The organism is Ekhidna sp. (genome assembly GCF_963691765.1).
Classification (GTDB): Bacteria; Bacteroidota; Bacteroidia; order Cytophagales; family Cyclobacteriaceae; genus Ekhidna.
The window spans coordinates 464,814-478,586 of the sequence record NZ_OY829375.1 but is presented as its reverse complement, the minus strand read 5'-3'; the positions used below and the strand labels follow the sequence as shown (position 1 = coordinate 478,586).

Genomic DNA, 13,773 nt, shown 5'->3' with positions numbered 1-13,773 from the left:
GTTAATTCAAGCTCACAAAATTCTTGCAGATCAACTCTGGATACGTCGAGTTGAATGACTCTTCTTGTCGATTATAGATTTTGCCTGCGACTTTAATATCTACCGGTAAAATATTCAAAGCATGTTTAAGCCGTTTTATTTTATCATTGAGATGATGGGATAATACAATTAAGTGAAGATTTTCTGTCTGCCACGTTAATTGGGAAATATTCTTACTCTGTCTAACTTGGTGATAAAATGAACTTAGACTGGACAATTCTTTAATTGACCTATTTTCCATAGCCTCCAAGAACACTTTGTTGTCATCAGACATAATAAATGAAATATCTTGGATGTCTTTAGTCAATATTAGCTCACTTACTTCAGATATTTCTTCTGAGTTGAGCATTAAAGAATTGCCCAGCGAAGTTAGAAAGTAGCTTTCTTGTTTGAATGTACTTTCGATAACCCCTTCAAGACCATCGGTAGGGCAAACAAAATACAGATGCCTCCTCATGTGTTCTTTTATGGGTTATAAGGGAATGATGAATGATGTAAATCAATTTTCAATACTCCATTCATTAATTTATATCCGAAGGTGTACTCAACTTTAGCTTCGTTACCGTCTAAATCAGTGAAGTAATAATTACCCATAGCAATTGCTCGGTCATTTTCGAGAATAAAATCTGTATTCTCAAATCTCACTTTCGTCCATGGCTGGATGGCAAATCCTTTATCTTCTTCACAAGCACGGTCATCACCAGCTATGAAATAAGACAATGCTTTTAATTTGGTTGGCCTAAACTGCTCGATGGCACACTTAGTTGGTTTGAACAAAACCACACCTGCTTCGAAAGAATATCTGGCGTCAAGGAATTCATTGGCAAATGCTTCACATTCTGGCCGATTGTCTTTTAACGAGCCGATTTTCACAACACCGTCTCCCCAATTTTTTTGAGCATCTAAAACTTGTTCTTTAGTTATCATTTTCTAAAATCTTTTGTTGCTTAATAATCATATGAGATAAGCTTTAAAAATAGTTTTTTATCAACATAAATGCATCATTGTTGCATTATAAATAACGAAATTTAGGTGTATAAGCCGTTTATGTAAATAGTGCAATAATGTTGCATTGTTTGCATTACCTTCATAATAAACTCGACTAATCAGCGCTAATGCGAACATTTCTACTATTTCTCTTACTTGCTGTTAGATTGAGGATTTATGCCCAGGAGGATGGGAATTTTCCACCTCCAGATCAGGTTCCAACAGTCACTGCTAAAAAGGCAAACACTGAAATTAAAATAGACGGAAAACTCGATGAATCTTCATGGCTTTCCGCTGAACCAGTTACTGAATTTTTCAGGATGGAACCAAGGCAAGGGGGTAACTATTTATATGACACCCAAGTCAAATTACTCTATGATGAAAAGAACTTATATATCGGAGCATTTTGTAAAGATTCTTTGGGAAGAAAAGGAGTAAGAGTGCAGGATCTAAGACGGGATTTTAGCCAATGGAATAATGATGCATTTATGGTTCAATTGGATCCACAAAATCTGAAACAGTACTGTGTGTCCTTTCAAACAACTCCTCACGGAAATCAAAGTGATTTGCAGGCATTTAATGATACTAATAGAGATTCCGATTGGAATGCATTATGGTCTGTCCGGACCCATCGCACAGATTCAGGATACTTTGCAGAATTTGCGATTCCGTTTAAATCAATTCGCTATGAAGAAGTTGATTCTGGAGAAAAACCGACCTGGGGGATTACACTTGCGCGTATGGCTCGAAGAGACTTTGAACAAACAGTGTTTCCGGCGATTCCACAATCCTTTTCTCCGTATCGGATGACATATGCAGGAAAATTAGAGGGGTTAGAGCTTCCTGAGCCTAGCGCGAATATTCGTATCGAACCATATTTACTTTATCAATACGATAATATTAAAGATGGTGAAATTGATTCTTCTGATGGAGATGTAAAATTGGGAGGAGATGTAAAATGGGCGATTAATCCTCGATCTGTCTTGGATCTAACCTTCAATACTGACTTTGCTCAGGCTGATGTAGATCGTGCCGTAAACAATCTTGAGCGCTTTAATATTTTCTTCCCTGAGAGGCGACAATTTTTCTTGGAGAACTCCGGAATTTGGGCAGGTTCAAACAATAGATCTGTCGTACCATTTTTTAGTAGAAGGATTGGATTGCAAGGTGATTTCAACGCTGAACCAGCGAGAATAAATGCTGGAGGAAGATACACTATGAGAAATGAGCAACGTGCCATTGCAGGTCTTTATATACATCAGGCAGAGACGCAAAACTCACCAGCTGCAAGCTTCATGGTAGGAAGGTATCTTCAAAACTATGGCAATGAAAATAATGTTGGTTTGATGGTAACTCATCGTTTAGATGAAAAATCAAATGAGTTGGGTGTCCAACAGAGTCACAATACAACACTGACATTGGATGGTTTCATTAGGCCTAAAGATGAATTAAGCGTTTCATATATGGTGTCTGGATCTAGAGACAATTCTGGAGATACTTTAGGTTTGGCAGGACGTTTTTCAATACGAGCTGATGATAATAAATACTACTGGGGTTGGTCAATAGATTTTGTTTCAGAAGAATACACCCCTGACATGGGATTCGTTTTTCAAAAGAATGTTATTGCCCACAATCCTGGAGGTTATTATATCTGGCGTCCCAAAAATATTCCTTGGATTAGAAGAGCAGATCCAGGCGTGTTTGTTAGCTATAATCATGATTTTAATGATCCAGGGAAGTTTCAGCAAGGCAACCTTTATATCTTTCCTGTCTACGTCTTTTTTACTGATGGCAGCTTCCTTCAGTATGCAATATTTCCTACCTGGCAAAATATCAACTTTGATTTTACACCGCTAGGTATTTCAATAGCTCAGGATGATTATTATTATACCAGACAGCAAATCAATTTTTATACAGATAGATCTGCCAAATTATCATTGTCTGGAAGTATAAATTGGGGTTCATTCTATGATGGTAGAAGAACGACGATTGTAGGCGGTTTACGAATCGCACCAATCCCTCAAGCGGCTTTGACCGTAGATTATGAATTTAATGACCTGAATAATCTAGGGGAAAATCAGGAAGATCTAGAAACCCATTTGACAACTGTTGGTTCACGATTTGCATTAAATCCCAGAGTGCAATTGTCTGCTTTTTACCAGTACAATACATTCGATGATCGAGGGAGATGGAATATTAGAGCACAATGGGAATATATGCCGCTGTCTTTCATCTATTTGGTATTTAATGATACTCAGATTGATGGATTAGAAAATCCATTTACAGAACAGCAATTCATTGGGAAAGTGACTTTTCTTAAGCAGTTTTAATTGCTTTGACTTTTCTTAATGTTCACTCCAACGGACTTTGAAGCAGGAGTGTGGCTTCGTCGTGCATGCAGATCTAACGGAACAAGTGGGTTAGCTTCTGGAAAGTAAGTGGCAACACAGCCTCTTGGAATATCATAAGGGACAACACTAAATCCTTCTACTTTTCTCTCCACCTTGTAATGATTGTGAAGTGCTACTTGATCTCCCTCAGATATCCCTTCCTTATTCATGTCTTCAGCATTCATGAATACAACGTTTCGACCTCCAAACACTCCTCTGTACCTATCATCCATTCCATATACAGTCGTATTAAATTGGTCATGACTTCTTATTGTCATCATGATATATGAATGCCCTGCAGGAATTTTTTCGGCCAATTGATTGACGGTGAATACGGCCTTTTTAGAGGGTGTATTGAATGCACCAATTCGTGCACCATTGGGTAGATCAAAGCCATTGTCTTTTTTCAACCGCTCATTATAGTCCTCGAATCCCTTTATTGCTTTGGCTATTAAATCTCGGATCTTGTCATAATCATTGATTAATTCTGTCCATTGGATATCGTCATCTCCCAGAGTTTGTGAAGCAATGGATGCTATTATCTCTGGTTCGCTTCTAAGATGAGGAGAAGGAGGAGTTAGGCTTCCATGTGATCCATGAACCACACCCATTGAGTTTTCTACTGTAACTACCTGTTCTTGACCATTTTGAATGTGTTTATCTGTTCTTCCGAGACAAGGTAAAATCAAAGAGACCTTACCCGGAGCTAAATGTGTTCTGTTCAACTTGGTACTTACATGAACAGTCAATTCACATTTTTTGAATCCTTGCTCTGTATAGTGTGTGTCAGGTGCAGCTGGAAGAAAATTTCCGCCTAGAGCCATGAAAAAGCGTACCTTTTCTTTATTCATTGCTTCAATAGTTTCAACCACATTATAGCCCGGTGACTCAGGCGGATCAAATTTGAATACCTCTTTTAGTTTATCCGTCCATGCTTTTGTAGGACGTTCCCAAATACCCATCGTTCTATCTCCCTGTACATTACTATGTCCGCGTACAGGACAAGTTCCTGCTCCTTTTTTGCCAATGCTACCTTTGAGGAGAAGAAGGTTTACAATCTCTCGGATGTTATCTACAGCGTTAACATGTTGCGTAAGCCCCATAGCCCAGCAAGCAATGATCTTGTTTTTCGCTGACAGCCAATGCGCAGAAAGAAGGATATCTTCTTTTGATAGCCCTGTTTGTTTAATTAAATCATCGAGTGAATACTTTTCGAGATCTTTTTTGAGCTCTTCAAATCCTGAAGTTTTATCTGTAATGAACTTATCATCTAATGAATTTGGGGTCTGTAGAAGCAGCTTTAGCCATGCTTTTAACAATGCTACATCTTGATTTATTTTGATCTGGAGGTAGAGATCAGCTATGTCAGTTCCTTTGTTGATCCAACCGCTGATTTTCTGCGGGTTTTTAAATTTTAGCAGTGCTACTTCTTTCAATGGGTTGATGACAATGATCTTAGCACCATTCTTTTTGGCCTTTTCTAAAGAACTCAGCATGCGCGGGTGATTAGTGCCTGGATTCTGACCAAATATTAGAATGATTTCTGCATGCTCAAAATCTTGCAATTGGACGGAGCCTTTTCCAATGCCTAAAGTCTCGGTTAGACCTACACCACTAGACTCATGGCACATATTCGAGCAATCTGGTAGATTGTTTGTGCCGAGTTTTCTTACAAAGAGTTGATATAAAAATGCAGCTTCATTACTGGTTCTGCCAGATGTATAGAAAACAGCTTCGTCTGGATGATTTAATGATTTAAGGTTAGTGCCTATGATCTCAAATGCGTTACCCCAATCAATAGGTTCATAACGAGGACTTCCTTCTTTTTTGATCATTGGTTGAGCAAGTCTACCTTGTTGTCCTAACCAGTAGTCACTTTTTTTGCGAAGTGACTCGATCGTATGTTGTTTGAAAAATGCCTCTCCTGCTAACTTATGCTGGGCTTCCTCTGCGATAGCTTTCACCCCATTTTCACAGAATTCACCAATTTTTGATCTTTTTTCAGGATCTGGCCAAGCACAGCCCGGGCAGTCTATTCCATTTTTCTGATTCAACTTCTTTAACAACTTCAATGCTTTCCAAGGAGGCATTGCATTGAATATCATCCTGCTAGCATTAGTGACGGACTTAGGTCCTACAGATACTTTGGGAGGGTTTGTTATTCTTAAATGATGCTGATCAGACATGTAGTTAAAGATAGGAATCTCTTTGTCTAATGGCTAATTTAGATCGATGCAAGATGATTTAAACGGATTGATTTTAATGGGAGGGAATAGTGTCAGGATGGGAATGGATAAGTCATCTATCCAATATCATGAAAAACCTCAAGGAGAGCATTTGTTTGACCTGTTAAATCCACTTGTTAGGCAATGTTATATATCCTTAAATAAGGAGCCTAAATCAACGTTTACAAATCAAATAATTGTAGATCTTTTTGATGTAAAAGGACCTTTAAACGGAATTTTGAGTGCACATGAATTTCAACCTTCTAAAGCATGGTTAGTATTGGCAGTAGACCTTCCGCTTATTAATTCTAAAACGCTTAGCAGATTGATCTCTCAACGCGATAAGGAAGCACCTGCAACTGCATTTCTTAATGTTAGAGATAATTTTCCCGAACCGCTAGTAGCAATTTGGGAGCCCAAAGGATTGCGAAAGTTAAAGGAGCTTTACGTCACTGGAAATACATTGTATCCTAGAAACTTTCTTCATAGAGCGAAGACAAAACTTATAAATGCAGAGACAGAAAATGAGCTATTAAATGTCAATAGTAAGTCAGATCTGAAATTGGTCAGGTCGATACTTAGTGCTAAATAAAAAAAGGGACCCTAGAGTCCCTCGTTAACTACCAATCACCAACCTAAGTTGAATCTTTAATAACCAATTAAAAAGGCTATTCTGGTACACTATATCCGAGATCCCCGGAAAGAGTGCTAAGTAGAAACCAATTATTTATATCATTTTAAGTTGTATTTAAGATGCAGAAGCATGCCTGTACTACTAAGTCTAACCTGTCCCCATCCAACTCCTCCGAGTGTATTTTTCAAGAATGGCTCTGCTTCAATAGACATGTTTTTAGAAATTTTTCGGTTGATACCTGCGGATAAATTGTAAACTCCGAAGAAGTGGTTGTTTTCGTTTGCTACTTCCCATCCACCTGGTCGACTTCCTAAGCTTGCTCTGTATCCAAGGTTATAGTCATAATCATACCTTTCGGTTAACATCAAATAACTACTCATCCCAGCACTTAGGAAAAACGAGGTTCTTTCACCTTCTCTTATTCGATACCTAAGATTGATAGGAATATCTATGACTTTACAGTTTGCGGCAATTTCACTTGGCCCATCATTCCCATTCCAAAATCCTGCAGGTACGGTATACTCTTCAATGTCTGTGGTGTTATAAAGCTTTCTTGTTAAGATTGCTCCTGTTGTTATGCTTAATCTTTTTAGGATAAAATACTCTACAGTTATTCCTATATCTATGCCAGGTCTTGTAAACTCATTTAATTGACCGACAGTAGTAAAATCAGGAGCTATAACAACTCCTAAACTCCATCGGTTAAATGGAGTTTGAATTATTTCTCGTTCGTGTGAATCACTGAGTAATTGTGCATTATTATCATGGTCTGGGGGTAATGGCTCGGGTGTCTGATGCTGCACATTAGCTAAAGTTAAAATGGGGTACTTATATTCAATTTCGATTATTTCGAATCCCGAACCGATAGCCTCATCTTCATAATTATCTCCATCTACAATTTCTCCATTTTCAGACTCTTCATTTTTATCCGTCGCGATATGGCTTTCTGTATTGGAATTGGTTGGATTTGTAACTTGAGCATTTGATTCTTCATTTTGACCCATACCTTCTGTGGGTAGTTTACCTTCATTAGAACTGCTATTTTCAATTACAGGTGTAGTGAGTTCTTCTGAACCACTTGACTTGGTTATTGCGCTACTTTCCTTGGCAATTCCTTTTTCAACATTGTCAAGAGAAGCTTCCCTATCAACAGAATTATTAACATGCTTTACTTGATTTGATTTGCTATCAATGTTTTCTGTTGGCCTTGAATTTTCATTACTCACTGTTGATTCATTTTCAGAAACTACATTAGAATTAGAAGTGGCAGTTGACTCAGTCAATTGGTTTGATGCATTGTCACTATTGCTCTCATGGTTAGGTATAATTTTCGCAGTGCTATTTTCATTTGAAACCAATACTGAGGAATTCTTATTTGTATCAAAGACCTTTTGATATCCAAGGTAGCCCAAGCTAGTCATCAGAAGCAAAACAGCCGGTATTAGCCATCTTAGACTAGCAGAAGTAGACGAAGCCCCATTTTGGGCAAGCTGCTTCTCCATGGCTACCCAAGCAGATTCATCAAAAACGATGCCTTCTGGTTTCTTCAGTATGTTTCGAGCATACCGATCGAATTCCTTATCCGATAGCTTCCGAGAACTCATAGTCTAACGTTTTTTTTAACAAATTCTTCAACATTTGTCTTGCCCTTGAAAGGTTCGACTTTGAAGCACCAACTGAAATACCGAGAGTCTTTGCAATCTCCTCATGCTTATATCCGTCTATTGCATAGAGATTGAAAACGGTCCTGTAAGAAGGAGTAAGCTGATTAACCAAACCAAGTAAATCTTCATAAGATAACTGGGCGGTTATTAGCTCTTCTGCATGGATTGCTTCTGCATTTCCAGCATCATACCCTTCCAAAAAATCATACTTCTTCATCTTTCTGTAGTGGTCCATTGCGGTATTAATAATAATCCTCCTAAACCACCCCTTGAAAGTGTCATTCTTAAAGTTTTTAATCGTTTTAAAAACTTTCATATAGCTGTCATTCAAAACTTCTACAGCTTCTTCATAAGTAGCTGTATATCTCAAACTCACACTCATTCCATAAGAGAAAAAATGCTCATATAAAGCCTTTTCACTGCCTTGTTTCTGCTTTTGGCAGTCTTTAATTAATATGTTGACTTTATTTTTCAAGTGTTCTTTGAATCACTTATTTCCTCTTTTTAGCCCGAACGCCCTTTTTTCAAATATGGTTGCTTCCGCTTTTGAAATAAGTTGATTTTTGCAGCGTAAATATATAACTCACACTAAATCAATAGGTTGAGATTTTGTGGTTCTCCGGATAAATGATTTCAGAAAAAAAAAATTAATTCAGTACTTTGGCTATTCTTCGTACAATTTCGTCCATCTCTTGAACACTTTTTTTAATTTCTTTTATTCGAGGATTTGAGTATTCTAATTGAGTAAGTCCCAAGATATTGGCGATTGGAGCCCTGACGAGATGAGCATTTATAAATGAATACTCTAATAACTTCTCATTTTCTTTTTCAAGTTTTTCTGTTCTTTCCGTAATTTTTTGCTGGAGGTTGTCCCTAATAGCCTGAATTTCTTCATTAGTATCTTCTAGCTCTTTCACTTGTAGAGATAACTTGTAATACATGTTTTCTAGTTCTAAATTTTTCTTTAAGAGTTTGTCTTGATCGTTATCAAAGTTGAATTTAAAAAACACCATAAAGACTGCTATAAAAATCAGATTAACAACATAATCTATTATTAGTTGTTTGTAGTTTATATATCCATGGAAGGTGAGGACGTCTGTAAACAATATTAAACAAATGGCACTCAACGAAATTGCGATAAAGTATCGCATATATCCTTTGGTAAGAAGAATAAGTAGAACAATGATGTTTTGCAATGCATAGCCGAGACCTCCAGAAGGTCCGGCAGCCTTTGGCATGTAGTAGATGAACGCTGTTAAAATTGCAATTACAAAGACATTAATAAGAATGGTATTTGATTTTCTTTTTGATGCTATGTAAAGTAATAATATGCTTATCAGCATCAATGAGCAGTAGATAGTAACCAATTCAGGATCCGCTGCAGCAAATACAAATATTATGAGAAGATTGAATATATAATAGGGGAAAGAGCACGCCAAAACGATGATAAAAAAACGTTCTTCCAGTTCATTTGATCTGAATAAATTATTCATGAGACTCAATTAATCTGGTTTTTAAATTGTTGATTTCGATTTCGAGTTTTTCGCCTGACTCAATTATCAATTTTATCAAATAATCTTCATTGGGGTTCTCCAATTTCTGAATAGTTGATATAGTTTTTTCATAAGGTTTTATTAACTCAATCATCGTAAGCTGTAAGTACTCTTCAATTGATGATTTTTGCTCGTTTAACTTTTTAGTCCTTTCCAATACTTTTTTTTCAAGCTCCGATTTTAGCTGATTCAATTTTTCATTTTGCTCTCTTAGTTGTTTATTTTTTTGTTTTATTTCTTCACTTTGAACCACAAGTTTTTGATTGATATCTTTTAATTTATTTCTACTCGCAGTAAATACATTTTTCGCATGAAATGTCATCCATATGATTGCCAATGAGATGAAAAGAAGAGTGAACGTAGTGGTATAATAATCTGATGGGTCTAGGTATTCAATATTTTTGGGCTCAACGATCGAAAGAGTAACGAACACTCCAATAATGAATATTCCAACAAATAAAATAGGAAGTCGCCTTTGCATAGTCAGGCTTAAAACAACAACGATGGCAAATGCATTAACTTCAGTTGAGCTAGTTAGACCGTTATGAAAATAAAAACTTAACCATAACAAAATCATTAAAGGAATAAAGAATAACGAAACAAGCCATCTTCTTTTCGATTTGAACTGAATTAAGAGAAAGCCTATAAGAAATACAATAAGTGAGCTGATATCCAAGTACAAGTCTGCATAACCATGTACTGAAGGTTTGTTCACAAATAAGGCAATAATAAATCTAACAACCCCAATAAGGCTGACAACCTTAATTATGCCCCTTTCAAAGCTATTTTGGCGGTGCTTTTCCATAGAGACTTCTATAACAAATTAGTAAAAAAAATCCACTAAACATTGTATTCAAGATTACTTACTTTGGAATCGAATTGCATATACAAATCCAAATGATAGATTCTTTTCTAAGATTTAATAAAAAAAACGGCCCGAGGGCCGTTTAAGATCATTCCAAACAATTGGAATGCGAATCAAAGTATATTGTAACTAGTGTTTGATGATGATTCGTCGATGTGATTGTTCTTCGCCATTGTCTAGTTGAATGAAATAGCTACCTGCAGTAATGTCACTTACATTGATTGAAGTTTCATTCTTTGCTTCTTCATCAGCAATGATAACTTGACCAGACAAGTTGATAATTCTCCAGGTTATTGGGTGTATATCACTAGATATGTGAAGCTCATCTGCTACAGGATTAGGATATACAGACACAGATGCTATTGGGTCTGAAGCACTCAAAACCACCTCATTTACATCAATTATAGTAACCTGAACATTTTGTATTGTTTCAAACAAACCATCTGTAACGAACAGCTCCAATTCATAAATATTATCTTCATTCTCATCTAATGGATTTTCAAAATCTGGAGCTTGTTTGAATTTCAATGAATTTTCTTGAGTCAGCTCGAATAAGCCAGCATCTTTTTCGGTGCCTAACTGAACTGATATGGTCGAAGATATATCTGGATCATCTGCAACAACATTCATGACATCAGTAGAATTCTCTTCTACATCAACGGCAGTAATAAATACTGGAGAGTTATCATTAAGATCATTTACAGTAACAGTTACCAACTGTGATGTTTCAAGTTCTCCATCGCTAGCAATAATGTTAACATGGTATTCATTGTTTGAATCTGAATCGGTTGGATTTTCAGCATCGGGTTCTGAGGAAAAACTCAACTCATTTCCAGTGATAGAAAATGAAGATTCATCATTCTCGGTACCTAATGAAAAGATTATTGAGGAGCCTTCATCTTCATCAAATGCAGTTAGAGTAAGAATACTGATTTCAATATTTTCATCAACATTAACCTCATTGGAGGAAGTTATTGAGGGAGCTTCATTGATATCTTTTAATGTAATAGTGAAACTATGATTAACGGCAAATACACCATCAGACGCTTCTACCGTTACCTCATAATTATTATCTCCATCTGAATCACTCGGACTTTCAAAGTTTGGTGTTTCCTTGAATGAAATTTCGTCTCCATTAATAGAGAATAGACTTCTATCGTCTGAGCTTCTCAATGTATATGTGATTGTACTTGTAGCATCAGCATCAGTAGCTTCAACAGCAATTACATCTGTACTATTTTCGTCAAAATCAAAAGATGAGCCAGTAATAAATACTGGAGAATTGTCATTGAGATCAAGTACAGTCACAGAAATAGCTTGAGTGGTGTTTAATGAGCCATCTGTAGCAATAACATCAATTTCGTATACGTTATCAGCATCTTCATCATCTGGTGATTCATGATCCGGTGCGCTACTAAAGCTAAGGTCTCCATTTATCAAGGTGAAGTAGCTTTCATCTTTTGAATTCCCTAGAGAAAGAGAGACAGACGATCCTGCATCATCATCAGCGGCAACAACTTCTCCAACCGAAGTTGAATTTTCGTCTATTACGATTGCAGTGCTGGAAGTAAAATATGGACTTTCATTTACATCATTTATTGTTATCTGAAGAACAAGGTCTGTAGATACTGCACCGTCATTCGCAGTTACTTTTACTTTGTATACGTTGTCTGTATTCGCATCTTGAGGCGATTCAAAATCAAATGCTTCATTAACAAATAGTCTTCCTGAATTCTCATTAATCTCGAAGAAACTCTTATCCGCACCTCCTGAGATTGAATAAGTAATTCCTTCATCTGCATTTCCTCCTTCGTCAGTTGCATTAATATTTATAATAGTACCAGTTTTGTTTTCATTAAAATTTTGGTTTGCAAGGGTACTGAATACAGGAGGGATGTCAAGAAGATTGTATGCTTTGACATAGCCTTTGGGATCACCTGAAAGGAAGATAGCTCCGACGCCCAAAGTTGATCCATCTTCACTTAGAGATACATGAGCGCCAAAATTATCTCCATCATTATCTCCATCAATTCTGTTGCCGAGTTGATTCCATTGACCCGATTCAAATTGATAAATGTAAGCGCTTCCGTTGCCTGATGGCGAACGAGGATCGACTAACTCACCAATTCCAATTGTTGATCCATCACCACTTAAACTTACTGAGTAGCCAAACACTCTGCTTCTGGTGCCACTAATTGAAGTTCCTAGTTGGTTCCACTCGCCATTGTCATAGGATAATATTCTCACTGCACCATTGAGATTGTTCTCTCCAGGAGAACCTATTGCAACGATATTTCCAGCAGCATTTATACTTACTGAAAATCCTAAATCCGAAACCGCAGTTCCTTCGATGGCATTTCCCAATTGTGTCCATGCCCCATTAGTATAGTGATAAATGTGAGCCTCTCCGAAAGGAGTTCCATTCACTCTCTTCAATGGAGCTCCAATGGCTATAGTAGATCCGTCTGCATTTAAACTGATCGAGTTTCCAAAATAATCTCCTTGATTTTCTGAAGCTATAAGATCTCCAACTTGCGTCCATGAGCCTCCTACATTTTCATAGATTTCCACATAAGCATTATCACCACTATTTCCATTCTGATGAGCACCTGCTGCGACGATTGAGCCATCAGCAGATATGCTGACTGAAGCTCCAAATTCATCAAAAAGGTTGTTTCCTTCAATATCAGCTCCAATCTGTGTCCAAGTGTCAGCAATTAGTTCGAAGATTCTTATGCTACCATATTGATTTGCTCCTTTACTAGAACCAACTATTAAGTGGGTTCCGTCATAATTAAGGTCAACTGCTATTCCGAATGAATCGTTGAATTCTCTGCCAGTTAGTGCAGAACCTACTTGTACCCAACTGCCATCATTCTTTTTATAAACTGTAACTTCTCCAAAGAAACTGGCTGCACCATAAGCACCAATTGCAATGGTACTACCGTCCGCGCTAAAAGCCGACGTGGTTCGTAAATCCGCGGTTCCAGTTCCTTCAAATGTTGAACCAATCTGTTGTGCTTCTTTCAATACATTGACAACTGGAGAAACGATGATTGTGATGTTTTGAGAAGCGTTTGTGCCACCCATGGATGCTTGTACCTCTATTTCATAGATGCTGTTGTTATCCAAATCATCAGGATCATCGAAATTTGGTTTCGTATTGAAAGTAATTACCCCAGTGTTTTCATCAATGCTAAACAATGATGAATCGTCGCCACCTGGTAGTGAATAGGCAATGTTTGTATCTGTTCCGTCACCTAAGTCCGCATTGACATCTAATACTGTCCCCGAACTCTGCTCAGCAAATACAACTTTGTCACTGGAAGAAAAACTTTGTCCATCGACCAAAAAAGCGAAGCAAATTGCAGCTACAAAAAATGTTATTTTCATTTTGACCATAATTCATGAATAAA

The 13,773-nt window shown here is 37.1% G+C and carries 10 protein-coding genes; 2 read left to right on the top strand and 8 right to left on the bottom strand.

From position 1 onward, the window contains the following. Position 1: 1 nt before the first annotated feature. Both ACY650_RS02270 and ACY650_RS02265 read right to left on the bottom strand, forming a co-directional pair. The gene (locus ACY650_RS02270; protein WP_462251314.1) at positions 2-496 is read right to left on the bottom strand and encodes a hypothetical protein; all 495 of its coding nucleotides are present in this window, start codon (positions 494-496) and stop codon (positions 2-4) included. A gap of 8 nt (positions 497-504) precedes the next feature. Next, positions 505-966, bottom strand: coding sequence for a phosphoribosyl-AMP cyclohydrolase (locus tag ACY650_RS02265; protein WP_462251312.1), 462 nt, complete (start codon positions 964-966; stop codon positions 505-507). A 188-nt stretch (positions 967-1,154) separates the two neighbouring features. On the opposite strand from ACY650_RS02265, the gene ACY650_RS02260 reads away from it, so the two are divergent. Beyond that, positions 1,155-3,356: a DUF5916 domain-containing protein gene (locus ACY650_RS02260; RefSeq protein ID WP_462251310.1), complete on the top strand. Its 2,202-nt coding sequence runs from the start codon at positions 1,155-1,157 to the stop codon at positions 3,354-3,356. Here ACY650_RS02260 and ACY650_RS02255 read toward each other — a convergent pair. After that, positions 3,353-5,602 carry an FdhF/YdeP family oxidoreductase gene (locus ACY650_RS02255; RefSeq protein WP_462251308.1) on the bottom strand — a complete coding sequence of 750 codons (2,250 nt, stop codon included), beginning with the start codon at positions 5,600-5,602 and terminating at the stop codon, positions 3,353-3,355. The genes ACY650_RS02260 and ACY650_RS02255 overlap by 4 nt on opposite strands. Before the next feature lie 46 nt (positions 5,603-5,648). Here ACY650_RS02255 and mobA point away from each other — a divergent pair, with 46 nt between their 5' ends. Next, the gene (gene mobA / locus ACY650_RS02250; protein WP_462251306.1) at positions 5,649-6,233 is read left to right on the top strand and encodes a molybdenum cofactor guanylyltransferase; all 585 of its coding nucleotides are present in this window, start codon (positions 5,649-5,651) and stop codon (positions 6,231-6,233) included. A gap of 140 nt (positions 6,234-6,373) precedes the next feature. On the opposite strand, the gene ACY650_RS02245 is transcribed toward mobA, so the two are convergent. From ACY650_RS02245 to ACY650_RS02225, 5 genes are all read right to left on the bottom strand, one after another. Next, the gene (locus ACY650_RS02245) at positions 6,374-7,879 is read right to left on the bottom strand and encodes a hypothetical protein (RefSeq protein WP_462251304.1); all 1,506 of its coding nucleotides are present in this window, start codon (positions 7,877-7,879) and stop codon (positions 6,374-6,376) included. Further along, positions 7,854-8,414: an RNA polymerase sigma factor gene (locus ACY650_RS02240; RefSeq protein ID WP_462251302.1), complete on the bottom strand. Its 561-nt coding sequence runs from the start codon at positions 8,412-8,414 to the stop codon at positions 7,854-7,856. Before ACY650_RS02240 ends, ACY650_RS02245 begins: the two co-directional genes overlap by 26 nt. Before the next feature lie 172 nt (positions 8,415-8,586). Continuing rightward, positions 8,587-9,432: a hypothetical protein gene (locus tag ACY650_RS02235; RefSeq protein WP_462251300.1), complete on the bottom strand. Its 846-nt coding sequence runs from the start codon at positions 9,430-9,432 to the stop codon at positions 8,587-8,589. Further along, positions 9,425-10,297: a hypothetical protein gene (locus ACY650_RS02230; protein WP_462251298.1), complete on the bottom strand. Its 873-nt coding sequence runs from the start codon at positions 10,295-10,297 to the stop codon at positions 9,425-9,427. The genes ACY650_RS02235 and ACY650_RS02230 overlap by 8 nt, the downstream gene beginning before the upstream one ends. Before the next feature lie 189 nt (positions 10,298-10,486). After that, positions 10,487-13,750, bottom strand: coding sequence for a cadherin domain-containing protein (locus ACY650_RS02225; protein ID WP_462251296.1), 3,264 nt, complete (start codon positions 13,748-13,750; stop codon positions 10,487-10,489). Between the last annotated feature and the right edge of the window lie 23 nt (positions 13,751-13,773).